Source organism: Paenochrobactrum pullorum, from assembly GCF_041929845.1.
Lineage (GTDB): Bacteria > Pseudomonadota > Alphaproteobacteria > Rhizobiales > Rhizobiaceae > Paenochrobactrum > Paenochrobactrum pullorum.
This window is the reverse complement of record NZ_JBHEEH010000008.1, coordinates 57,975-81,870: the sequence shown is the minus strand read 5'-3', so window position 1 is coordinate 81,870 and position 23,896 is coordinate 57,975. Positions and strand designations below refer to the sequence as shown.

The window sequence follows — 23,896 nt, the reverse complement described above, 5'->3', positions numbered from 1 at the left end:
ATGTACCAGAAGGTACTATGACTGTGGCATCTTGTCATAAACAGAAAATGATTTTTTAAATGTCTGCCTTCACACAATCTGTCTCCCAAGCAGTGGAAGCGATGCGTGCATTGTTTCCGGAAACCCCGTTACAGCTAAATGATTTCTTGTCGAAAAAATATGGCGCGGAAATTTGGCTCAAGCGTGAAGATTTAACACCGGTTCGTTCTTACAAGATTCGCGGCGCATTTAATTTCATTAGTGCTGCTCTCAATAAGGTGGATGAAAGCGCGGTTTTTGTATGTGCCTCTGCTGGCAATCATGCACAGGGTTTTGCTTTTGTTTGCCGCCATTTTGGCCGCAAGGGCGTGGTTTTCATGCCGGTGACGACACCACAGCAGAAGATTGATAAAACGCGCACTTTTGGTGGAGAATTTATCAATATCGTATTGGTTGGCGACATTTTTGATGAATGTTATGCAGCTTCGCAAGCCTATGCGCGTGAAAATAACGGCGTGATGGTGCCGCCATTTGATGATGCTGCCATCATCGAAGGACAAGCAAGTGTGGCTTATGAAATTGCGGCACAACTGCCCGAAGGCACCAGACCGGATATGGTGCTGCTGCCTGTTGGTGGCGGTGGTTTGTCTGCCGGTGTGACCCATTATTTGCGCGATCTTGGTTGGCCGACGGAATTTTATTTCGTTGAGCCTGATGGTGCCTCAAGCCTCAAAGCAAGCTTGATTGCGGGTGAACGCATCAAGCTTAAAAAGGTTGATAATTTTGTTGATGGTGCGGCCGTTGCAGAACTGGGTGCAGAAAACTTCAAATATTTGCAGCAGTTTAGCGTTGATCAGGTGATGACTGTGCCGGAAAACCGGTTATGCGCCACCATGATTGAAATGCTCAATGTGGAAGGTGTGGTGCTAGAGCCGGCAGGCGCGCTCGGCATTGATGCGCTGAAAGGTTTTGATAAGGCAGAGCTTCGCGGCAAAAAGATCGTCATTGTCGTTTCAGGCGGTAATTTTGACTTTGAACGCCTGCCGGATGTGCGCGAACGCGCTATGCGCTACAAAGGGTTGAAGAAATATTTCATCTTCCGTTTTCCGCAACGTCCGGGCGCTTTGCGTACATTTTTGGATCTGCTTGGGCCTGATGATGACGTGGCGCGTTTTGAATATTTGAAAAAATCTGCGCGTAACTTTGGTTCGGTGTTGATTGGTATCGAAACCAAAGATACCGAAAATTTCGACAGGCTGGTTGAGAAATTCGATGCCTCTGGTTGGGCTTATCAAGATATTACCGACAATCAGGTTCTGTCTGATTTCATTATCTAAGGAACGAAGTCATTAAGTTTAAACGCATCGTGGTTTTAAAATCACGGTGCGCTTTTTATTGAGCAATAAAAAACCGGCTGATTTGCATCAGCCGGTTTTTGTGTTTTTAAGCTAAACCTATTAGCTGCAACCGCTCGTCGCGCCGCAAGTGTCGCATTTCAGGCAGGTGCCGTTGCGAACCATGGTGAAATTCTGGCACTCGGTACAGCTGTCACCGGTATAGCCCTGCATCATGGATTTCATCCGGCGGTCAGCTTCCAGTTTCTTGGCCGAGCTTACACTTTCAGCTTTTGCAGCCGCAGCATCAGCCGCTGCTTTATCGGAGAACAGTTCTGTTGCTGACGGCTGTTCCGGTGTAGTTTCAACGGCCGGAATTGCGTGTTCTTCATAGTCACGCTTGAAAGCTGTAGCACCATCACTGACCAGACCTACTGTTGTCGTGCGCGACGTTGCAGAGGCGGTTGTCGTGGTGGTTTTCAGCGTTGTTACATTTGAAGTCTGGGTTGTCTGTGTGCCAGCCGAACCTTTGGCACCCGATGGATTGCTGTCACCGCTCACCAGTGTGGGCTTGTAACCGCGTGTCCAGCCGGTGGCCAGCAGATTGGTTTTACCTTCTTTGATGCCTTTGCCCAAAGCGGTATTGCCAAAATCTGATGTATCAACATGCGCCAGATCATGGCGTCCGAGATAGGAAACCGCCAGTTCACGGAACAGGTAATCGAGAATGGATGTTGCGTTTTTAATCGCATCATTGCCCTGAACAATACCGGCAGGCTCGAATTTGGTGAAAGTGAAAGCTTCCACATATTCTTCAAGCGGTACGCCATATTGCAGGCCGAGCGAAACTGCGATGGCAAAATTATTCATCATTGCACGGAAGGCTGCACCTTCTTTATGCATATCTATAAAGATTTCACCCAAACGACCATCACCAAATTCACCGGTGCGCAGGTAAACCTTATGGCCGCCAACCAGCGCCTTCTGGGTGTAACCCTGACGGCGGTTCGGCATTTTATCGCGTTGATGCACAACCTTTTCGACTACTTTTTCAATGATGCGTTCTGTGACCTGAACAGCACGTGCTGCTGCCGGTGCTTCAATCAGGTTTTCCAGTGCATCATCTTCGTCGTCTTCATCTGCAATCAGCGATGCATTCAATGGCTGTGACAGCTTGGAACCATCACGGTAAAGCGCGTTGGCTTTCAATGCCAGCTTCCATGAAAGCATGTAAGCATTCTTGCAATCTTCCACGGTTGCTTCATTCGGCATGTTGATGGTTTTGGAAATCGCACCGGAGATGAAAGGCTGGGCGGCAGCCATCATGCGGATGTGACTTTCAACCGACAGGTAACGCTTGCCGATTTTACCGCAAGCATTAGCGCAATCGAAAACAGGATAGTGCTCTTCCTTGAGGAAAGGCGCGCCTTCAAGTGTCATCGCTCCACAAATATGAACATTGGCGGCTTCAATATCGCTCTTGGAAAAGCCCATTGCAGGCAGGATTTCAAAGGAGAAATCATTGAGTTGTTCATCAGTAAGCTTCAAAACATCTTTGCAGAAATCTTCGCCGAGTGTCCATTTGTTAAAGGCAAATTTGATGTCGAAAGCGCTGGCCAAAGCTGCATTGAGCGCGGCAATCTTCTCATCGGTAAAGCCTTTGGCGCGCAAGGCGGAAGGATTGACGCCCGGTGCCTGATTGAGATTGCCGTGACCGACTGCATATGCTTCTATTTCAGCGATCTGGTTTTCAGCATAGCCGAGGGTGCGCAAAGCTTCCGGCACTGCACGGTTGATGATTTTGAAGTAACCGCCGCCGGCAAGCTTTTTGAACTTCACCAAAGCAAAGTCAGGTTCAATACCGGTGGTGTCGCAATCCATCACCAGACCAATGGTACCTGTTGGTGCAATAACGGTGGCTTGCGCATTGCGGTAGCCGTGTTTTTCGCCCAATTCCAAAGCTTTGTCCCAAGCAGCACGTGCATGGGTAATCAGTGCCTGTTCAGGGCAATCTTGTGCAATAAGGGCAACCGGATTGACGGAGAGGCCTTCATAGCCTTCTGTTTCGCCATGGGCTGCCAAACGATGGTTGCGGATAACGCGCAGCATATTTTCAGCATTTGGTTCATAAGACGGGAATGCACCCAGTTCTTTCGCCATTTCAGCCGAGGTTGCGTAAGAAATACCGGTCATGATTGCTGTCAAGGCGCCGCAAATAGCGCGACCTTCGTCTGAATCATAAGGAATACCGGAGGTCATCAAAAGCCCGCCAATATTGGCAAAGCCCAAGCCCAATGTGCGATATTCATAAGAACGGGTAGCAATTTCCTTGGACGGGAACTGCGCCATCATTACCGAAATTTCAAGCACAATGGTCCACAGGCGGGCTGTGTGTTCATAGGCATTGATGTCGAATGTGCCGTCTGCATTACGATAGGTCAGCAAGTTGATGGAAGCCAGATTACAGGCTGTATCATCAAGGAACATATATTCCGAGCAAGGGTTGGATGCGCGGATCGGACCTTCGGCAGGGCAGGTGTGCCAGTCATTCATTGTGGTGTTGTAATGCAGACCCGGATCAGCCGATGCCCATGCAGCATAGCCGATTTTATCCCACAATTCGCGTGCCTTGAGGGTTTTGATGGTGCTGCCGTCTTTGCGTGCAGTCAGGTTCCAGTCACCGTCATTTTCAACAGCTTGCAAGAAGCCGTCTTGTAAGGATACGGAGTTGTTGGAGTTCTGACCGGAAACGGTCAGATAAGCTTCTGAATCCCAATCCGTATCGTAGGTCTTGAACTGAATGTCCGTGTAACCCTGCCGCGCAAACTGGATGACGCGACCGATATAGTTTTCAGGTACATGATTTTTCTTGGCCAGCTTGATTTCGCGCTTCAAAGCAGGGTTTTTGGCCGGATCAAAACAATCATTATTGTCAGCCTCGCAATTGATGCAGGCTTTCATAATGGCGGAAAGGTGCTGTTTGACGATCTTGGAACCGGTGACGAGAGCCGCAACTTTCTGCTCTTCTTTCACTTTCCAGTCGATATATTCTTCAATATCCGGATGGTCGACATCAACGACAACCATTTTGGCTGCACGACGTGTGGTGCCGCCTGATTTGATCGCTCCCGCTGCACGGTCGCCGATTTTGAGGAAGCTCATCAGACCGGATGAACGACCGCCGCCGGAGAGGCTTTCACCTGCACCGCGCAAATGTGAGAAGTTGGAACCGGTGCCGGAGCCATATTTGAACAGACGTGCTTCACGAACCCAAAGATCCATGATACCGCCTTCATTGACGAGATCATCGGCAACGGACTGAATGAAGCAAGCATGCGGCTGCGGATGTTCGTAAGCGGATTTTGACTTGGTCAGTTTGCCGGTTTTCCAATCGACATAATAGTGACCCTGACCCGGACCATCGATGCCATAAGCCCAATGCAGACCGGTGTTGAACCATTGTGGTGAGTTTGGCGCCACGCGTTGGGTTGCCAGCATGTAAGCCAGTTCATCACGGAATGCCAAAGCGTCTTCTTCAGAGTTGAAATAGCCGCCTTTCCAGCCCCAATAGGTCCATGTGCCAGCCAGGCGATCGAAAACCTGACAAGCATCCATTTCGGAGCCGTAGCGCTCTGATTCCGGCAATTGGGCCAAAGCGGTTTCATCAGCAACCGAGCGCCACAACCATGAAGGGACGGAGTTTTCTTCAACTTTTTTGAGCTTGGCAGGAACACCGGCTTTGCGGAAATATTTTTGTGCCAGAATGTCGGCAGCAACCTGACTGAACTGCGCCGGAACATTGATGTTTTCAAGACGGAACACAACCGAACCATCAGGGTTTTTGATCTCACTGGTGGCCGTGCGAAATACTATTTCTGCATATGCCGACTGGCCTTCTTTGGTAAAACGACGTTCGATCTTCATCTGTCCCATCCAACTTCTTGTGTGCCACAGCGCTATATATAGTGTGGCTTGTGTGTCATGCGGTTGATACAGGAGCTTCAATGCTTCCTGTGAAATTCAAGGTTTTGAACTGCTGTCGGTTACCACTTTTGCAAGTTGTAACCATAGAATTTTGCTGAACGTTCTCCGTTGAAAAAACGAGAGAAGCGCATTCTCATTGTGAAAAACGTTTGAATGCAGATGCGGTTGCAAACGGTTTTCATAATAAGCCATACACGGTATGCGGAAAATGACTCGACACTGATTATTACATCAAATTGTGTCTAATTAGTTTACGCACACAAGATGTAGCGTGTCCAGCGTGTTCTTACATCAAATTATGCTCATGCAAAGAAAGTTTTTCATCTGCATGACAAAATGCAGACATGAAATATCATTTCGAGAACAGCACTTTTGGGCACCTATTTTCGATTGAAATTATTTATGTCTGTGAAAGAACGGCCGGAAGATGAATACGCCCGGCAAATCACTGGATACCCAACTACTTCTTTATAAAGATGACTCGGCGCCAAGGGTCAAGCATTGGTTTAAATTAAACTAACGTGCACTAGATATTGTGGATAGGTAATCGAAAAAATGTGGATAGTGGGGAGAAAATAAAAAATGGCGGCCACGACCTTGCAAATCAGACAAAGCCGGAAATGAAGCTGGTTCAACCAGCTTCATTGATATAATCCTACTGTTATTATTGTTCGCCTGAGGTGATCGAGGGCGATAATTGTGGCGCAAAACCAAGGATCAATTTCTTCAATTCCGGCTCTTCAACCCGATCAGCTGCCACGTCTGGCGAAACCCAATCTAATATGCGTTCGCCACGCTCCGGCCATTTATCCAGCTGTTCAGTGAAAGCAACGGCATAAACAGCAACTGTAAAGCTGCTGATAGCTTCGGGTGGCATATCATATTTTTGATAATCATAAGTGCCGACAGGGATGGGATCAATCACGCCGCGAATGCCGGCTTCTTCAAAAGCCTCGCGCATGGCAGTGCGAGCTAAAGTGCGCCCTGTTTGCGGCCAGCCCTTAGGTATGATCCAGCGACCTGTGCCACGGCTGGTAATGGTGAGCAATTGCAGTTCACCATTTTCAATGCGCCATACCAAAGCCGCCACTTGTTGCAAGCGGCCATTTGGCAGCATTATTTTTTTTTGGGTAACCACACTATCGGGAGCAAATATGTTCATGGCGAATATTCTCTTTATTTTTATAGTGGGACGATTCGCTAAAATAACAATAGTCTGCTCGTTCCGTTACTGTAACCTGACTGGCCAATTTTCCACTATTGCAAATGAATATGCAATTGCATCACGACCTTTTAATGAATGCGAATATCATCGAAGAATAATATCTTCAAATCAGATATTATTACAGTTAAGTCATTAATATGGCTAAATTATAACGGTGGGCGGTGGCGGAAGTCCGCGTTTTGACAACAAAAAAGGCTGGTGATGTAATTTGCTGAATGCAACATTATTATATATGCAGCAATGAGCAAAAAAATGTGGAGTTTGACTATGGCGACCTATGATTATGATCTGTTTGTTATCGGCGGCGGTTCCGGCGGTGTGCGGGCAGGGCGATTGGCAGGGGCTATGGGCAAGCGGGTTGGTCTTGCAGAAGAATATCGCATGGGCGGTACCTGCGTGATACGCGGTTGCGTGCCGAAAAAACTCTATGTTTATGCCTCACAATTTGCTGAAAGCTTTGAAGATGCTGTCGGCTATGGCTGGAGCGTGGGAAAAAGCACATTTGATTGGCGCAAGCTTGTGGATGCCAAGGAAAAAGAGATCACCCGTCTGGAAGGTCTTTATCGTAAAGGCTTGGAAGGCTCCAAAGTCGATATTTTCGAAAGCCGGGCAGTACTGGTTGATGCACATACGATTGAGCTGAAAAGCACCGGTCAGCGTGTGACGGCTGAGCGTATTTTGGTTGCGACCGGTGGGCGTGTAAACCGTAACACATCAATGCCGGGGCATGAATATTGCATCAGCTCCGATGAAGCTTTTGATTTGGCCAAACTGCCGAAATCCATTGTGATTTCGGGTGGCGGATATATTGCGGTCGAATTTGCCAATATCTTCCATGGGTTAGGTGTTGAAACAACGCTTGTTTATCGCGGCAAAGAAATTCTTTCGCGCTTCGATCATGATCTGCGTGTCCTTTTGGCTGAGGCAATGACTGCCAAAGGCATTCGCATTGTGACGGAAACCGTCTTCGATGCGGTACGCAAAGAAGGTGATCGCTTGGCTGTTGAATTGTCTAATGGCGAAACACTGAGTGTCGATCAGGCAATGCTTGCGATTGGCCGCCTGCCCAATAGCGAGGGCGTCGGCCTTGATAAAGCTGGCGTGAAGTTAGCCAAGGGTGATCATGGTGCGGTGATTGTTGATGAATATTCAAGCACAACGCAGCCACATATTTATGCTGTGGGCGATGTGACTGACCGTGTTCAGCTGACACCTGTCGCCATTCATGAAGCGATGTGTTTCCTTGAGACGGTCTATAAGGACAATCCGACACGGCCGGATCATGAATTGATCCCGACGGTTGTTTTTTCGCAGCCGGAAATCGGCACAGTGGGCATGTCGGAAGACGAGGCGATCAAGCATTACGAAGAGGTTGAAATTTACCGCGCGCATTTCCGTCCGATGAAGAACACTTTGTCGGGGCGCGCTGATAAAATGCTGATGAAGCTGGTGGTGGATGGTAAGAGCCGCAAAGTGCTCGGCGCTCATATTTTGGGGTCGGATGCCGGTGAAATGGCGCAGCTCATCGGCATTGCTTTGAAAGCGGGAGCTTCAAAGGATGATTTTGATCGTACTATGGCTGTACACCCGTCAGCCGCCGAAGAGTTTGTTACCATGTATAGCCCGACTTATCGGGTAGTAAACGGCAAACGTATTTAAGGCAAAGCTCACGCCTCAAAATATCAAGCTGTTACGAATTGCGCTGGTATATGTTGTGTCTTTAGACTATATCAGCACAATCACGCGCGCCCGGAGAAGAGCTTCGGGCTTTCGTGAAAGGAGGACTTGAGTTCGTAAAAGTTTACGAATTTTTATAACAGGTGTTAACATGACGAAGAACTGGACCCCACATTCCTGGAGAAACATGCCAATCAAGCAAGTGCCGTCTTATCCGGATGCACAGGCTTTGGCTGATGTCGAAAACCGTCTTCGTAGTTATCCACCCTTAGTTTTTGCAGGCGAAGCACGTAAGCTAAAAGACCAGTTGGCAGATGTTGCCGAGGGACGTGCATTTCTATTGCAGGGTGGCGATTGCGCAGAAAGTTTTGCTGAACATGGCGCGGATAATATCCGTGACTTTTTCCGCGTCTTTTTGCAAATGGCTGTCGTGCTTACTTTTGGTGCTTCCAAGCCGGTTGTAAAAGTTGGCCGTATTGCCGGTCAATTTGCCAAGCCGCGTTCATCCGATTTCGAAACATTGAATGATGTTGAGCTGCCTTCATACCGCGGCGACATTATCAATGGTATCGGTTTTGACAGTGCATCGCGTATCCCTGACCCAATGCGTCAGGACATGGCATACCGCCAGTCAGCTGCGACACTCAACCTGCTTCGTGCTTTCGCACAAGGCGGTTATGCCAATCTGGAAAACGTACATCAATGGATGCTTGGTTTTGTCGGCAACAGCCCGCAAGGCGAGCGTTATGCGGCTCTGGCTAATCGTATTTCTGATACGATGAACTTCATGAAGGCTATTGGTATTAATGCCGATGCTCAGCGTAATCTTCGTGAAACTGATTTCTATACCAGCCATGAAGCACTGCTTTTGGGCTATGAAGAAGCTTTGACCCGTGTGGATTCCACCTCCGGTGATTGGTATGGCACATCCGGCCATATGATCTGGATTGGTGACCGTACCCGTCAGGCCGATCATGCCCATATCGAATATTGCCGCGGCATTAAAAACCCGCTCGGTCTGAAATGCGGGCCTTCCTTGCAGCCGGATGATTTGTTGCGTCTGATTGATCTTCTCAATCCGGAAAACGAAGCTGGCCGTCTGACACTGATTGCCCGTTTTGGTTATGATAAAGTGGGTGACCATTTGCCGAACCTTATCCGTGCTGTCGAGCGTGAAGGCCGCAAGGTTGTTTGGTCTTGTGATCCGATGCATGGCAATACAATCAGTGCCGGCGGTTACAAGACCCGTCCGTTTGATCGTGTTCTCAAAGAAGTGGAAAACTTCTTTGCCATCCATCAGGCAGAAGGTACTCATCCGGGTGGTATTCATATCGAAATGACCGGTAAGAATGTAACTGAATGCACCGGTGGTGCGCGCGCGATTTCTGCTGATGATCTGTCTGACCGCTATCACACCCATTGCGACCCGCGCCTCAATGCAGATCAGGCCATTGAACTGGCATTCTTGCTCGCAGAGCTTCTGAAAAATGAACGCGACGCCAATCCGGTTGCCAGAGCAGCAACTGCTTAAAATATCTGGAAAGGCGGAAAATGAGTTTTCCGCCTTTTTTCTATGTAAAAATCTTGGTTTCCTGACATATTCGCTTCAAACCCAGATTATCAACTTGGCTTGATCGGGTTCTTTCGGCTAAAGACCAGTTTGAATTTCGCAAAACGGATGAGCAATGCGTCGTATTTATCTGGCCTTTATCAATTCAATCAGAGCACTGAGCCATATGGCGCGCCATGAAAAGGCTGTGCAACAGGAATTGGTTTTATTGCTGATCGCTTTACCAGTGGCGTTTTTTCTGGCGCCAAGCTTTTTAACATTTTTAGTGCTTATTGGCGCCGTTCTGTTGGTATTATTGGTTGAAATAATCAATACAGCTATAGAAGCTGCCTGCGATGCTGTCACTACCGATTTTAACAAGAATATTCAGGTTGCCAAAGATGCCGGTTCGCTGGCTGTGCTGATTGCGATTATCGTTGCAGCAACCATTTGGGGCTATGTGTTGATCAATACCTATTGGTTGAACTGAAAGACGGCACATATCGTCTTTTGGGCTAATGGCGGTTGCTGACAATTGCATCCATAGCACGCGCGGGGTAAAGCTTTCTCATGAGTCACATTGATGAGAATCCTGCCATGATGCGAATTGCGATTGCACAGCTCAATCCTGTTTTAGGTGATATTGCCGGAAATTTGGCAAAAGCGCGTGCTGCACGGGCACAGGCTGTCTCTGCCGGTGCTGATCTTGTGCTGTTTACTGAAATGTTCATCAGTGGCTATTCGCCGGAAGATTTGGTGTTGCGCCCAAGCTTTGTTGCTGCTTGTGAGAAGGCGGTTAAAGAACTTGCCGCAGATACCGCCGATCAAGGCGCTGGTGTTATCATTGGCATGCCGCTTTTGCGTGATGGCAAACTTTATAATGCGGTTGTTGTGTTGGATGGTGGCGAAATCATTGCCGAACGGTTTAAGGTTGATTTGCCTAATTACGACGAATTTGACGAAGAACGCGTTTTTGCCAGTGGTGAACTGCCGGGGCCGGTCAATTTCCGCGGTATCCGCATTGGTATTCCGATTTGCGAGGATATTTGGGGTGATCTCGGCGTGGCCGAAACCTTGTGTGAAAGTGGCGCAGAACTGCTGCTGGTGCCCAATGGTTCGCCTTATCAGCGTGATAAATTAGAAATGCGTCATCAGGTTGTGTTGCGCCAGGTGATCGAGACCGGTCTGCCACTGATTTATGCCAATCAGGTTGGTGGACAAGATGAGCTGGTTTATGATGGCGGCTCGTTTATCTTCAATGCTGATCGCTCGCTAGTATTGCAAATGCCGCAGTTTGAAGAGCAAATAACCGTGACAGAATGGGCACGCGGCGAAGATGGCTGGGTTTGTACAAGCAATAACATTGCAACGCTGCCGGATGATTTGGAAGCTGATTACACAGCTTGTATGCTGGGCTTGCGCGATTACGTCAATAAAAATGGTTTCAAGGATGTGATCCTCGGGCTTTCCGGTGGTGTCGATTCAGCCATTTGTGCTGCCATTGCAGTTGATGCGCTTGGGGCTGATCGTGTGCGCGGTATTATGCTTCCCTATCGTTATACCACGGAAGAATCCTTAAAAGATGCTGCCGATTGCGCCAAGGCGTTGGGCTGCCGTTATGATATTGTGCCGATTGCCGAACCGGTTGAAGGTTTCTTAAGCGCGCTTTCTCCGCTCTTTGCTGGAACAGAAAGCGATGTTACGGAGGAAAACCTGCAAAGCCGCGCGCGCGGTACCATTTTGATGGCGCTGTCGAATAAGTTTGGCTCAATGGTGATGACCACCGGTAATAAGTCGGAAATGGCTGTTGGCTATGCGACCCTTTATGGCGACATGAATGGCGGTTTCAATCCGATAAAGGATGTTTATAAAACCCGCGTTTATGCTTTGTGTGAATGGCGTAACAAGCACGTGCCTGCCACATCCTTGGGGCATGCAGGCGAGGTGATACCGGCCAATATCATCACCAAGGTGCCAACCGCAGAACTGCGTGAAAATCAAACTGATCAGGACAGCCTGCCACCATATCCGGAACTGGATGACATGCTGCAATGTCTCGTTGAGGGTGACATGAGTGTAAGCGAAATCGTTGCGCGCGGGCATGATCGGGCTGTGGTTAAACGCATTGAGCATTTGGTGTATATTGCTGAATATAAACGCCGACAATCTGCACCGGGGGTAAAAATTACCACGAAAAATTTTGGTCGTGATCGGCGTTATCCGATCACCAATCGCTATAGAGACATTTTAGAAAAGTAAATCAGATGACTGTTACAGTGCGTTTTGCTCCGTCACCAACGGGATATATCCATATCGGCAATACCCGTCCTGCTTTGTTTAACTGGTTGTTTGCCCTTAAAAATGGCGGCAATTATGTTTTACGTTATGACGATACCGATGTTGAACGCTCCAAACAAGAATATTCGGAAGCCATCGCTACCGATCTTGATTGGCTGGGTATCAAACCTTCGCGCGTTGAATATCAGTCAAAGCGTTTTGATGTTTATCAGCGGGCAGTTGATAAACTGAAAGAAGCAGGGCTACTTTATGCTTGCTATGAAACGGCTGAAGAGCTGGAACGTCGCCGTAAAATTCGCCTGACCCGTCGCCTACCGCCGGTTTATGGTCGTGAAGCACTGAAACTTACGGAAGAAGAAAAAGCCGCTTTTGAAGCTGAAGGCCGCAAACCGCATTGGCGCTTCCTGCTGCCAAATTTTGCTGAAAATCCATTTGAAACCCAGCGTACCGAAGTGCATTGGGATGATCTGGTGCGTGGCCCACAAACTGTCGATCTGGCTTCAATGTCTGATCCGGTGCTGGTGCGCGAGGATGGAACTTATCTTTATACGCTGCCATCCGTAGTTGATGATATTGATATGGGCATCACCCATATTATTCGCGGTGATGACCATGTCACCAATACCGGTGTGCAGATTGCAATTTTTGAAGCGCTTGGTGCAAAGCCGCCAGTGTTTGGACATCATAATCTGCTGACCACCGTTTCAGGTGAGGGGCTGTCGAAGCGCAGTGGTGCATTGTCTATCGGAAGCCTACGTGACAGTGGTTATGAGCCTATGGCGGTTGCATCTTTGGCTGTGCTGATTGGTACCTCTGAAAATGTGGTACCTGTTGCAACAATGGCGGAGCTTGCGACAAAAGTTGATGCCGCGGCTACATCCAAATCTGCTGCCAAGTTTGATCCGTCTGATTTGGATGCATTAAATCGTGCATTGATCCATCAATATAGCTATGCCGATGTTGCTGACCGTTTGGCAGAGCAGGGCATTCAAGGTGACAAAGCCGAAAGTTTCTGGCTGCTGGTTCGCGGCAATCTGGAACGTGTGGCCGATGCGGCTCTTTGGTGGCCGATTGTGTTTGGCGATTTGCGCGACAAGCCCGAACTTTCTGACGAAGACCGTGATTTTGTTCGTGAAGCTTTTGCACTTTTGCCAGCTGAACCATGGGACAATACCACATGGAAAACATGGACGAAGCAAGTGCAGGCTGCCACAGGACGCAAGGGCAAATCTTTGTTCATGCCCTTGCGTTTGGCATTGACACTTAAGGAGTCTGGTCCGGAACTGGCTGAGATGTTACCGCTTCTTGGTCGGGAAAGAACTTTGAACCGACTACCCTAATTTTTGGATCGGGCTGATAGGGGCGCTCTGCCCCTGCTGCCACGTTTTTTAGCTCCTGTGAAACCGGTGAAAAGGACAAAGCTTTAACCGGTTCGTTTTTTAGCTCGCTGTCTTTTTTATCCAGTGTTTCCGGCACTATTTCATGGGTAATTTTCACCGATGCCGGCGGTGTGTAGACCTTATATTCCTCATCCTCCAACGGGTGTCTTTCTAGTTTTCCAGACAATTCTTTAACGGAATTTTCCGCGTTGTTCAGCTTTGAATATTTTGCAGCTTTTGCTCGAGCCGATGTTTTATCTGTTTTTCGTGAAGCATTGATTTTCTGCTTATATCGATGGCTATCGCGAATAGTGCATCCGTCATCACGTAATGAAGGATGTGTAATTGAGTTGCCATTGATAACGGCGTGATAGATCTCTGCCTGATTTTGCAATGTTTGCATATCTGACTGAAGTGCAGCAATTTTCGCAACTTGCCAGTCACAGAATTTAGATTTCCCGCGAGTAGAAAATGGTGATCTTCGGCAATTGGAGTTTAATATATTCTCATGCGCAGTGATAAGTTCACTTCGTTTTTTAATTATTTGATAGCTGAGTAAATTATATTCTTTGATTAGTTTGTTTTTTTGAGCTGCCGTGCAGCTTTTAGGTTGGCTTGTTTGTGAACAGCCAGCTAAAATCAAGGTTAATGTCAAAAATATAAAAAAAGTAAAAATGCGTACTGAAAGTCGTGAAGTATATTGCACGTCGATATTCCCCCAGAACGATGAATGAAATCTGGGGGAATATTTGCATATTATAGTTAACTAACTACTAATAGTTGTATTTTGCAACCTTGAGTTTATTTTTGAACTGCACGTTGTGAAGCTTCCACAACAGCCAAAGCTGTCATGTTGACGATACCGCGCGAGGTTACCGATGGGGTCAGAATATGCGCCGGACGGGCTGCACCCAGCAGGATCGGGCCGACATGCAGTGCATCTGTCATCATCTTCACCACATTCATGGTGATGTTGGCAGCATCCAAATTCGGGAACACCAGCAAGTTGGCTTCGCCTTTGAGGCGTGAATTCGGGAAGACACGATCACGCTGGATTTGCGACAGAGCCGCATCGCCATGCATTTCGCCATCAACTTCAAGTTCGGGCGAAACCTGTTGTAAGATGTTGCAGGCTTTGCGCATTTTGGCTGCACTTTCGGAATCGCGCGAGCCGAAGTTGGAATGCGAGAGAAGTGCCGCCTTCGGTTCAATACCAAAGCGGCGAATTTCTTTCGCAGCCAGAATAGTCATTTCGGCGATTTCTTCTGCGGTCGGATCAATATTCACATAGGTGTCGGTGAAGAATAAAGTCTGACGCGGAGAAATCAGCAGGCTGAGCGTTGAAAGATCACGCAATGGTGCTTCAATGCCCAATATCTGTTTAACCAATGTTAGCTGGCGTTCAAAACGACCTTCCAAGCCACAGATAAGCGCATCGGCTTCATCACGCACCACTGCCAAAGCCGCAATCACAGTCGGGTTGGTGCGAACCAGCGCACGCGCCGCTTCCGGTGTGATGCCTTGGCGACCAGTCAGCTTGTGCATCAGCTCGACATAGTCACGGTAGCGCGGATCATCTTCCGGGTTGATGATTTCAAAATCAACTCCGGGACGGATTTTGAGGGCAAAACGTTTCAAGCGTGTTTCGATTACACTTGGGCGGCCAATAAGGGTTGGAATAGCAATGCCTTCTTCCAACACCACTTGTGCTGCACGCAGCACACGTTCATCTTCACCATTGGCGTAGATCACGCGCTTTTTGCTGGCCGAACGGGATGCGGCAAAAACCGGTTTCATAATAAGACCGGAGCGGAAGACATAACGGTTAAGCTTATCAATATAAGCTTCCATATCTTCAATTGGGCGAGTGGCAACGCCGGTGTCCATTGCAGCTTTTGCAACGGCTGGTGCAATGCGCAAAATGAGGCGAGGGTCAAATGGTGATGGAATGATATAGTCAGGGCCGAAGCTTGGCGTATCGCCCGAATAGGCTTTGGCTGCAACATCCGACACTTCTTCACGTGCCAGACCAGCAATCGCCATCACAGTTGCCATCTTCATTTCTTCGTTGATGGCGGTTGCGCCAACATCCAATGCACCGCGGAAGATGTAAGGGAAACAAAGAACGTTATTGACCTGATTTGGATAGTCGGAGCGACCGGTGCAGATGATTGCATCGGCGCGAACAGCGCGTGCAGCTTCCGGCATAATTTCGGGTGTCGGATTGGCCAGTGCCATGATGAGCGGATTTGGTGCCATCTGGCTCAAGAGTTCAGGCTTGAGAACGCCAGCGGCGGAAAGGCCGAGGAATACATCTGCGCCACCAATGACATCTGCCAATGCGCGATGGTCGGTTTTTTGCGCATAAACGGATTTCCAGCGATCCATCAATGTGTTGCGACCGTCGTAAACCAGACCATCAATATCATTGACCCAGATATTTTCGCGTTTTGCACCCATCGAGACGAGAAGGTTAAGACACGCGATTGCGGCAGCACCCGCACCGGAGGTGACGATTTTGACATCGCTCAATTTTTTACCGGCAAGTTCCAGACCATTCATGACAGCGGCTGCAACGATAATCGCCGTGCCGTGCTGATCGTCATGAAATACTGGAATATTCATCTTTTCACGAAGCTGCTCTTCAACTTCAAAACATTCCGGTGCTTTGATGTCTTCGAGATTGATACCGCCGAAGGTCGGCTCCAGCGCGCTAATGGTATCAACCATTTGCTCGACTTTGAGAGCATCAATTTCGATATCGAAAACATCAATATCAGCAAATTTTTTGAAGAGAACTGCTTTACCTTCCATCACTGGTTTGGAAGCAAGCGGGCCGATATTGCCGAGGCCTAAAACCGCAGTACCGTTGGAGACGACTGCCACAAGATTAGCACGAGCAGTAAAATCGGCAGCCAATGCCGGATCTTCCTGAATGGCAAGGCAAGGCGCTGCAACACCTGGCGAATAAGCGAGTGCAAGGTCACGCTGGTTGCCTAAAGGTTTGGTCGCTTGAATTTCCAGTTTGCCCGGCTTCGGGTAGCGATGGAAATAAAGCGCTGCTTCGTCGAAATCTGAACGGCCCGAAGGGGTTTTAGTCGTCATGTTCGTCTCGCTTTCATAATATTACTCTGGCAGCCATCCTGTTTCATCAGCGTGATTTTTCCGCTTTCTGCCTTGACAGTATTTTCTTCTGTTACGGTCAAAGCAATATATCAGGGATTGGTTTGGTGATTAGAGCCAGAATTGATAATCACCTTTAACGAATATTCATGTCACTTAAAGGTGATGATTTGTCGCCGCTGAATGCGCCCGCTTTTAAACACATATCAAGATATGTGGCTGGCTTATGATGATATGGCGCAGGCGGTGGCATCAGGAGTGCTCCGGTATCATTGGCAAACTTCTCCTTCTGCATTAAAGCTTAAATCGACATGCAGCAAGCATCCAGATGTTATAATAATATCTTTATTATAGGATTATCGCTTTTCTGTCATTCGTCTGCTAAATGCGCTTAACTAAACGGTTGTATATTGATCGAAATAAAGCCAATTTTAATAGGCTGTTAAGGTTTGTGCGACTCGTATATAGAAAGCTGCATGTTGACCGACACTGTAAGTGATGCAAAAAAACAAATGCGTGCCGCCCCCCAAATCAGCGTCACGAAACAGGAAAACGGCGAAATGCTTTGCTTGAGCGGTCGTTGGACGACGCATTGTGTCAACCAGATCGATATGCAGATGCGCAAGCTTGAGCGTTCGCATCGTTCCGGTTTCATCCAGATTGATATGAGCGATGTGCAGGGGTTGGATACGGCAGGTGCTTGGTTGATCGAGCGTCTGCGTCAATCATTTGAGGGGACTGATGTTCAGGTTGAGATCATCGGCTTGAAGGCTAGTTGGCAGCCATTGATGCAAGAGGTCGGCAAGGCAGTCGAACCTGTTACGCAGCGCAAAAAAGACAAAAAAGACTTCTTCTTGACGACATTTTTTGCCGCAATCGGCGAAGGTGTCTTCTCGATGTACAAAGACTTTAAAATGTCGATGTATATTTTAGGATCCACTATTCGCGGGTCGCAAATGAAGCAGGGGCGCGGTACTGGTATCAGTATGCCGGCAATCGTGCATCAAATGCACCGGATGGGCGTGGGTGCAATACCCATCGTCATGTTGATGTCGATGATTGTCGGAGCAATTATTGCGCAGCAGGGCGCGTTCCAGTTACGTTATTTCGGTGCTGAAATCTTTGTCGTTGACCTTGTCGGTATTTTGGTATTGCGCGAACTGGGGGTTTTGCTGACGGCCATTATGATTGCCGGCCGGTCAGGCAGTGCGATTACCGCAGAAATCGGTTCGATGAAAATGCGTGAGGAAACTGACGCTTTGAAGGTTATGGGGCTCAACCCTGTCGGTGTATTGGTTTTTCCGCGTTTGGTCGCTTTGGTGATTGTGTTGCCATTGTTGACTATTCTGGCCGATGTGGCAGCCCTTTTGGGTGCCGGTGGCGTTGCATGGTTTTATTCCAATATTTCACCAGAGGCATTTATTGCGCGTCTGCATGATGCGGTAGCATTGAATACTTATTTTGCAGGATTGATCAAAGCGCCGTTCATGGCGATGATTATCGGTATTATGGCTTCAGTCGAAGGTTTGAAAGTTGGCGGCAGTGCAGAATCTTTGGGTCGGCGTGTAACAGCTTCGGTGGTCAAATCCATTTTTGTGGTGATTGTGATCGATGGTTTGTTTGCAATGTTCTATGCTGCGATTGATTTTTAATGAGGTACAGCAATAAAAGTGGTTATAACAATCATTGCCATGACTAAATGATCACAGGTCTAAAGAATAATCATTTTAGAATATTATTGATATTCGTAAAATACGTCAGATTGAGTTAAAGAGTATATATGGAGCAGCAGTATCAAGGTAACCAGAAAGCACATGTCTTGAGCAACGGTGAGCATGAGACAATGGGCAATAATGAACATGAACCGATTATTTCTGTTCGTGATGTCACTGTGGCTTTTGGCAAAAACACTGTGCTGGACAAGCTCAATCTTGATATTTACCCCGGTGAAGTCTTGGGTTTTATCGGGCCGTCAGGTTCCGGAAAATCTGTTTTGATGCGTGCAATCTTAGGCCTGACCCCTAAGAAAACCGGCAAAATCGAAGTGTTCGGACAAAATCTTGATGGTTTGAATGAACGTTCAAAAATGGCCGTTGATATGCGTATGGGGGTATTGTTCCAGCATGGTGCGCTGTTTTCTGCGCTGAATGTCTTGGAAAATATTCAGGTACCAATGCGCGAATATCTCGATCTTTCGCCAAAGCTGATGGATGAGCTGGCCAGATTGAAAATTGATTTGGTGGGGCTGAAACCTGATACGGCCGAAAAGTTTCCGTCTGAACTTTCCGGCGGTATGATCAAACGTGCAGCTTTGGCCCGTTCTTTGGCGCTTGATCCGGATGTGGTGTTTCTTGATGAGCCGACTTCCGGACTTGATCCGATTGGTGCAGCAGAATTTGATGATCTGATCGCTAATTTGCGCGATACGATGGGATTGACCGTTTATATGGTGACCCACGATCTTGACAGTTTGTTTGCAATTTGTGACCGGATAGCGGTATTGGGCAATAAAAAAGTACTCGTCAGCGGCAGTATGGAAGAAATGCTGGAGTTTGATGATCCTTGGGTTAAATCTTATTTTCGTGGCAAGCGGGCGCGGCAGATTGATCTTTCCGCACCGAGCCGGCGCAGACCCGGCACTTTCCGCTCGCAGGCAGGGTAAATTATGGAAACGAAAGCCAATTACGTTCTGGTGGGCGTTTTTACACTGATCGTCAGCCTCATTGCTTTCGGATTTGTGTATTGGATTGCGCGCTATGGTGAGGCACGCGATTCACTGCCGCTCGAAATCAGAATTCCGGGCTCTGTCACAGGCCTTGCGCAGGGCAGTCAGGTGCTGTTCAACGGGATTAAAGTCGGCGATGTACGCCGTCTCCATCTGGATGAAACCAATCCTGATATGGTGATTGTGTTGACGCAGGTGAATGCAACAACGCCGATCACGCGTTCAACGGTTGCAACTCTTGGCTTCCAGGGTTTGACCGGACAGGCTTATGTCGAGCTTAAAGGTGGCCGTCTGGATGAGCCGAATTTGCTGACCACAGCTAATGAAGGGGGCTATGTTGCCCGTATCAATGCCGATCCGTCGATTGTGAACAATTTGCTTGCCACGGCACAGGATATTTTTGCCCGTGCCAACAGTGCTATCGGTGCTTTGGAAGGTTTTATCCGCGATGTACGTGAGCCACTGACAGATACAGTGAAAAACACGCGCACCTTCACAGATGCTTTGGCCAAAAATTCCGACATTGTTGAGAAACTTGGTTCAAATGCAGAAGACATTCAGCTGATGATCAAGGATGCGCGTGAAATGATGTCACGACTGAATAATGCTTCGATGCGTGTGGAAGATATTATGCAAAAAGCAGATAATATGTTGTCTGCTGATGATAAAAACGGTGTTGTTGCACAGCTTAATGCAACGCTCGAATCCATCCGTAAAACCTCCGATAATCTTAATAATCGTATGGCACCGATTACCGATAATATACAGCGTTTCTCGGGGCAGGGATTGCGTGATGTGGAGACTGCGGTCAATGAGAGCAGACGTGCGATCCAGCGTATCGAGCAGGCCATCACCGATCTTGAGAAGAATCCGCAACGTATTATCTTTGGCGGTCAGGGTAATGTGCCGCAATATGACGGGAGATCACGTCGATGAGTCAATTTGATGTCAAGCTCCTGAAGCGAGCCCGTTTTGGCTTGATGATTGCTGGACTTGCCGGATTAATGGCATCCTGCGGCACCACCGCGCCGCTTGATACCTATAGTTTGAGTGCGCCAAACTCCGCAGTTACAGCAAAAAGCCGTAAATCTGTACAAATCTTGGTGGCAGCTCCTGCCGCACTCAAGGCACTAGATAGTCAGAATATTGTGGTCAATCCGGCATCGGGATCAATTGCATATCTGAGCGGTGCCCAATGGGGGGATCGTCTGCCGAATATTATCCAGTCGCGTCTTGTGCAGGCTTACGAAAATACCGGCTTGCTCGGTGGCGTAGGGCGTCCGGGTGATGGTCTGGCGATCAATTATCAGATACTGACAGATATTCGTGAATTCGGCATTCGTGCATCCACATCACCGCAAACGGCAGTCGTTGAGCTTGCTGTACGGGTTATGGATGATAAGAACGGACATATACGATCAACGAAAGTATTCCGTAATGTCGTGCAGGTTCGTGGTAGCGGTAATAATGCTTATCTTGCTGCTTTGGACCAGGCATTTGAGAAAACCGCAGCTGAAATCGTCAGCTGGTCTTTCCTTGTGATATGAGTTAAGCGTTCAATTTTGCTCAGTTAAAAGCCACCCTTAATGGGTGGCTTTTTATTTCTAAAGTCAAAAAATTTTATTTTAAAAGATCATCATGCAAAGGCGTTTTTACCAAAGCAGAGCAATGATTATCAAAGTCATAACCATGAATGGGTAGTTTAAAGACCGGAAGGAAATGCAGGAGAATTCTCAACTGTTGTTTTTAAAATGGCGCGAGTGACGGGGCTCGAACCCGCGACCTCCGGCGTGACAGGCCGGCACTCTAACCAACTGAGCTACACCCGCGCATTTTAAAAGAGGCTTTCTATTTGAAGGCCTTAGCTGTTTAGCATTGCTGCTGAACATGAGTGGTTGTTTAATGTTATATATTGCATTCGTCAATGCTGTATTTTGCAGAATATGACAAAAGTTTTCATTACCCACAGGCTAAAATTTAAAAAAACGATTATCGGCTTTGGATCGTTAGAAAAATGATGCGGCGGATATAATCAGTCGCATCAAAATATCAAAAACCGAAGATAAATATATGAAAAATAGTACGAATCTTATTTTCTATCAGCGATAGACCAGCACTGGTATCCGGCTCATTTGTAAAACTTCGTTGGTCTGGCTGCCTAAAAGCCTTCTTACGACGCCGCGTCGTCCGTGTGAGGCCATGATGATCAGATCACAATCCAATTGATCGGCAGTGTCGACAATCGCTGTGGCGGCAGACACTTCCGAAATATGACGCGTAGCCATCACAACGCCGGAAACAGTGGCAATATCATTTGCCTCTTGCAGAATGCGGGAGGCGGCTTCTTCGATGGTTTTGTCGTAATCATCGCTGTCGATTGGTGCATTTTGCCATGCTACCGTGAAACTTGAGAGGGAATAGGGAATGCTGACGGTCAGAACCGTGAGCTTGCTTTCATGTTTTTTGGCCAGTTCAACAGCATATTTGATGCTTTTGATGGAGGTTTCGGAGCCATCGGCTGCGACTAGAATATGCTTGAACATGAAATCCCCTTTGGTGTGATATTTGGATATTAAATGCTGGAGCCGCAGATGCATTGATTGTGATCAAGAAACCATCACAAACCGCTTGCTTTGGCTTTTTGCCAGAGCGTTTCCATTTCTTCCAAATTGGATTGTTCCGGTGATGAACCGTTTTGCTTGAGGCTTTTCTCGATATAGTGGAACCGGTTGAGAAACTTATCATTGGCACGCATCAGAGCAATTTCCGGGTCGATATTCATATGTCGTCCCAGATTGACCATAGCAAAGAGCAAATCACCATATTCTTCTTCAATATGCTTCTGATCAGCCGATAGTTTCGCTTGTTTGAGTTCTGCTATTTCTTCTTCGATCTTTGCGAGAATCGGTTCCGGCTCGCTCCAGTCAAAGCCAACTTTGGCAGCCTTTAATTGGAGCTTTAAAGCGCGCAATAATGCAGGAAAAGCACGTGGAATATCATCGAGATAACCGTTCTTCTCCAACGTAGGCAATCCCGCGTTAGCACGGCGCTGTTCACGTTCGGCTTTTTCTTCCTGCTTAATGCGCCCCCAAGCCCCTTTAGCCATACCGGCATTACGGGCTTCTTCATCGCCAAACACATGCGGATGGCGACGGATCATTTTATGGGTGATGGCATGTACGACATCTTCAAAGTCAAATGCGCCTTCTTCCTCGGCGATGCGCGCATGGAACACGACTTGCAACAGCAAATCGCCTAATTCTTCGCGTAAATCATCTTTGTCCTGACGCTCGATAGCATCCAGCACTTCATAGACTTCTTCCAAAGTATAAGGAGCAATAGTTTCATAGCTTTGCTCTACATCCCAAGGGCAGCCAGTTTCAGGATTGCGAAGTGCTGCCATGATTTCAAGCAGTCTTTCAATTTTGCCGGAAGGTTGCAAAATAGTCTCCAAATCTATCCGTTGCGATGCTATGCGATTCTCAATATGTCTATCATGGTTGAGCGTTGCCTCATCTATTTTTTGATCATTCCTTTCAATTTTGTGAGATTGACCGATATAATATGAAGGCGCAGCGGATAAGGCATTTCAGGAAGGCAGAAACATGGCTGTTATGGTGACCGGAGGTGCCGGTTATATCGGATCGCACACATGTGTTGAGCTGTTGCAGGCTGGCTATGATGTCGTGGTCGTTGATAATTTTGATAATAGTTATCCGGAAATTCTGCGTCGGGTGGAAGAAATTACAGGACGGAAGCTGTTTCGCGAAGCAGGTGATGTGCGTGACCGTATATTTCTGGAGCAAGTTTTAAAGCGTCATAAATGTGATGCAGTGATGCATTTTGCCGGCCTTAAATCTGTGACGGAATCAACGCAAAAACCGTTGCATTATTATGATTGCAACGTAGTCGGCACTATTCGTTTGCTGGAAGCTATGCGTGCGGTGGATGTCAAAAGGATTGTATTTAGTTCATCGGCAACAGTTTATGGCGAGCCGGAGCAGTTGCCATTTACCGAGGATCACCGGTTGCTGCCCGCCAATACTTATGGGCGCAGCAAACTGGTGGTGGAAGATATTTTACGCGATATTTATCGTGGTAATCCGAGTTGGCAAATTGCTATTTTACGTTATTTCAATCCTGTTGGTGCGCATGAAAGCGGGTTAATAGGTGAAAATCCGAAAGGTGTGCCTAATAATCTGATGCCATTAATTGCGCAAGTTGTAAGCGGCAAACGTGAAAAATTGACCATATGGGGTAATGATTATCCGACCCATGACGGCACGGGTGTGCGTGATTATATCCATGTGGAAGATGTGGCTAAAGGTCATGTGCGAGCCTTGAAAATGTTGGATGAGCCGCAATGTTTGACACTCAATCTGGGTACAGGGCAGGGATATAGTGTTTTTGAAGTAATCAGGGCTTATGAAAAAGTGACTGGAAAATCGGTTCCTTACGAGATTGCTCAGCGTCGAGCTGGTGATATTGCTGAATATTATGCCGATCCAGCACGGGCAAAAGAGATATTGAACTGGTCGGCGCAAAAAACACTCAATGATATGTGTCAGGACATGTGGAACTGGCAGTGTAAAAATCCAAACGGATATCAATAAAAAGCTGTAA

At 47.6% G+C, this 23,896-nt stretch carries 17 protein-coding genes and 1 tRNA gene; 11 read left to right on the top strand and 7 right to left on the bottom strand.

What is annotated here, in order from left to right:
- Nucleotides 1–59 precede the first annotated feature (59 nt).
- A complete protein-coding gene (ilvA, locus tag JNC77_RS12220) occupies nucleotides 60–1,316 on the top strand; it encodes a threonine ammonia-lyase IlvA (protein ID WP_374832878.1) in 1,257 nt (418 codons plus the stop codon).
- Between the two features lie 120 nt (nucleotides 1,317–1,436).
- On the opposite strand, the gene JNC77_RS12215 is transcribed toward ilvA, so the two are convergent.
- Together JNC77_RS12215 and JNC77_RS12210 are read right to left on the bottom strand one after the other, a co-directional pair.
- A complete protein-coding gene (locus tag JNC77_RS12215) occupies nucleotides 1,437–5,237 on the bottom strand; it encodes a vitamin B12-dependent ribonucleotide reductase (protein WP_374832988.1) in 3,801 nt (1,266 codons plus the stop codon).
- Between the two features lie 724 nt (nucleotides 5,238–5,961).
- The gene (locus JNC77_RS12210) at nucleotides 5,962–6,459 is read right to left on the bottom strand and encodes an NUDIX hydrolase (RefSeq protein ID WP_374832876.1); all 498 of its coding nucleotides are present in this window, start codon (nucleotides 6,457–6,459) and stop codon (nucleotides 5,962–5,964) included.
- Nucleotides 6,460–6,789: 330 nt separating this feature from the next.
- On the opposite strand from JNC77_RS12210, the gene gor reads away from it, so the two are divergent.
- From gor to gltX, 5 genes are all read left to right on the top strand, one after another.
- The gene (gene gor, locus JNC77_RS12205; protein WP_374832874.1) at nucleotides 6,790–8,181 is read left to right on the top strand and encodes a glutathione-disulfide reductase; all 1,392 of its coding nucleotides are present in this window, start codon (nucleotides 6,790–6,792) and stop codon (nucleotides 8,179–8,181) included.
- 169 nt (nucleotides 8,182–8,350) lie between these two features.
- A complete protein-coding gene (locus JNC77_RS12200) occupies nucleotides 8,351–9,730 on the top strand; it encodes a class II 3-deoxy-7-phosphoheptulonate synthase (protein ID WP_374832872.1) in 1,380 nt (459 codons plus the stop codon).
- Nucleotides 9,731–9,884: 154 nt separating this feature from the next.
- On the top strand, nucleotides 9,885–10,238 hold the full coding sequence (locus JNC77_RS12195; RefSeq protein ID WP_374832870.1) for a diacylglycerol kinase: 354 nt from the start codon (nucleotides 9,885–9,887) through the stop codon (nucleotides 10,236–10,238).
- 107 nt (nucleotides 10,239–10,345) lie between these two features.
- Nucleotides 10,346–12,007, top strand: coding sequence for an NAD+ synthase (locus JNC77_RS12190; RefSeq protein WP_374832986.1), 1,662 nt, complete (start codon nucleotides 10,346–10,348; stop codon nucleotides 12,005–12,007).
- Nucleotides 12,008–12,012: 5 nt separating this feature from the next.
- Nucleotides 12,013–13,386: a glutamate--tRNA ligase gene (gene gltX, locus JNC77_RS12185; protein ID WP_374832868.1), complete on the top strand. Its 1,374-nt coding sequence runs from the start codon at nucleotides 12,013–12,015 to the stop codon at nucleotides 13,384–13,386.
- Here the strand turns inward: gltX and JNC77_RS12180 are convergent.
- Nucleotides 13,310–14,131 carry a hypothetical protein gene (locus tag JNC77_RS12180; protein ID WP_374832866.1) on the bottom strand — a complete coding sequence of 274 codons (822 nt, stop codon included), beginning with the start codon at nucleotides 14,129–14,131 and terminating at the stop codon, nucleotides 13,310–13,312. The two genes, gltX and JNC77_RS12180, sit on opposite strands and share 77 nt — an antisense overlap.
- 95 nt (nucleotides 14,132–14,226) lie before the next feature.
- A complete protein-coding gene (locus tag JNC77_RS12175) occupies nucleotides 14,227–16,530 on the bottom strand; it encodes an NADP-dependent malic enzyme (RefSeq protein WP_374832864.1) in 2,304 nt (767 codons plus the stop codon).
- A gap of 494 nt (nucleotides 16,531–17,024) precedes the next feature.
- Here JNC77_RS12175 and JNC77_RS12170 point away from each other — a divergent pair, with 494 nt between their 5' ends.
- The 4 genes from JNC77_RS12170 to JNC77_RS12155 all read left to right on the top strand — a co-directional run bounded on the left by JNC77_RS12170 (nucleotide 17,025) and on the right by JNC77_RS12155 (nucleotide 20,820).
- The gene (locus JNC77_RS12170) at nucleotides 17,025–18,200 is read left to right on the top strand and encodes an ABC transporter permease (RefSeq protein WP_374832862.1); all 1,176 of its coding nucleotides are present in this window, start codon (nucleotides 17,025–17,027) and stop codon (nucleotides 18,198–18,200) included.
- Nucleotides 18,201–18,328: 128 nt separating this feature from the next.
- On the top strand, nucleotides 18,329–19,210 hold the full coding sequence (locus JNC77_RS12165; protein WP_374832860.1) for an ABC transporter ATP-binding protein: 882 nt from the start codon (nucleotides 18,329–18,331) through the stop codon (nucleotides 19,208–19,210).
- Nucleotides 19,211–19,213: 3 nt separating this feature from the next.
- Nucleotides 19,214–20,209, top strand: a complete 996-nt coding sequence (locus tag JNC77_RS12160) for an MlaD family protein (protein WP_374832858.1) — start codon at nucleotides 19,214–19,216, stop codon at nucleotides 20,207–20,209.
- Entirely contained in the window at nucleotides 20,206–20,820 is a 615-nt protein-coding gene (locus JNC77_RS12155; protein ID WP_374832856.1) for an ABC-type transport auxiliary lipoprotein family protein, read from the top strand. Before JNC77_RS12160 ends, JNC77_RS12155 begins: the two co-directional genes overlap by 4 nt.
- A 205-nt stretch (nucleotides 20,821–21,025) precedes the next feature.
- Here the strand turns inward: JNC77_RS12155 and JNC77_RS12150 are convergent.
- From JNC77_RS12150 to mazG, 3 genes are all read right to left on the bottom strand, one after another.
- Nucleotides 21,026–21,102 (bottom strand) — tRNA-Asp (locus JNC77_RS12150).
- Between the two features lie 270 nt (nucleotides 21,103–21,372).
- Entirely contained in the window at nucleotides 21,373–21,816 is a 444-nt protein-coding gene (locus tag JNC77_RS12145; RefSeq protein ID WP_374832854.1) for a universal stress protein, read from the bottom strand.
- Between the two features lie 74 nt (nucleotides 21,817–21,890).
- Complete coding sequence (mazG, locus tag JNC77_RS12140; protein WP_374832852.1) at nucleotides 21,891–22,715, bottom strand: nucleoside triphosphate pyrophosphohydrolase; 825 nt, start codon at nucleotides 22,713–22,715, stop codon at nucleotides 21,891–21,893.
- 163 nt (nucleotides 22,716–22,878) lie between these two features.
- Here mazG and galE point away from each other — a divergent pair, with 163 nt between their 5' ends.
- A complete protein-coding gene (gene galE / locus JNC77_RS12135; protein ID WP_374832850.1) occupies nucleotides 22,879–23,886 on the top strand; it encodes a UDP-glucose 4-epimerase GalE in 1,008 nt (335 codons plus the stop codon).
- The last annotated feature ends 10 nt before the right edge of the window (nucleotides 23,887–23,896 follow it).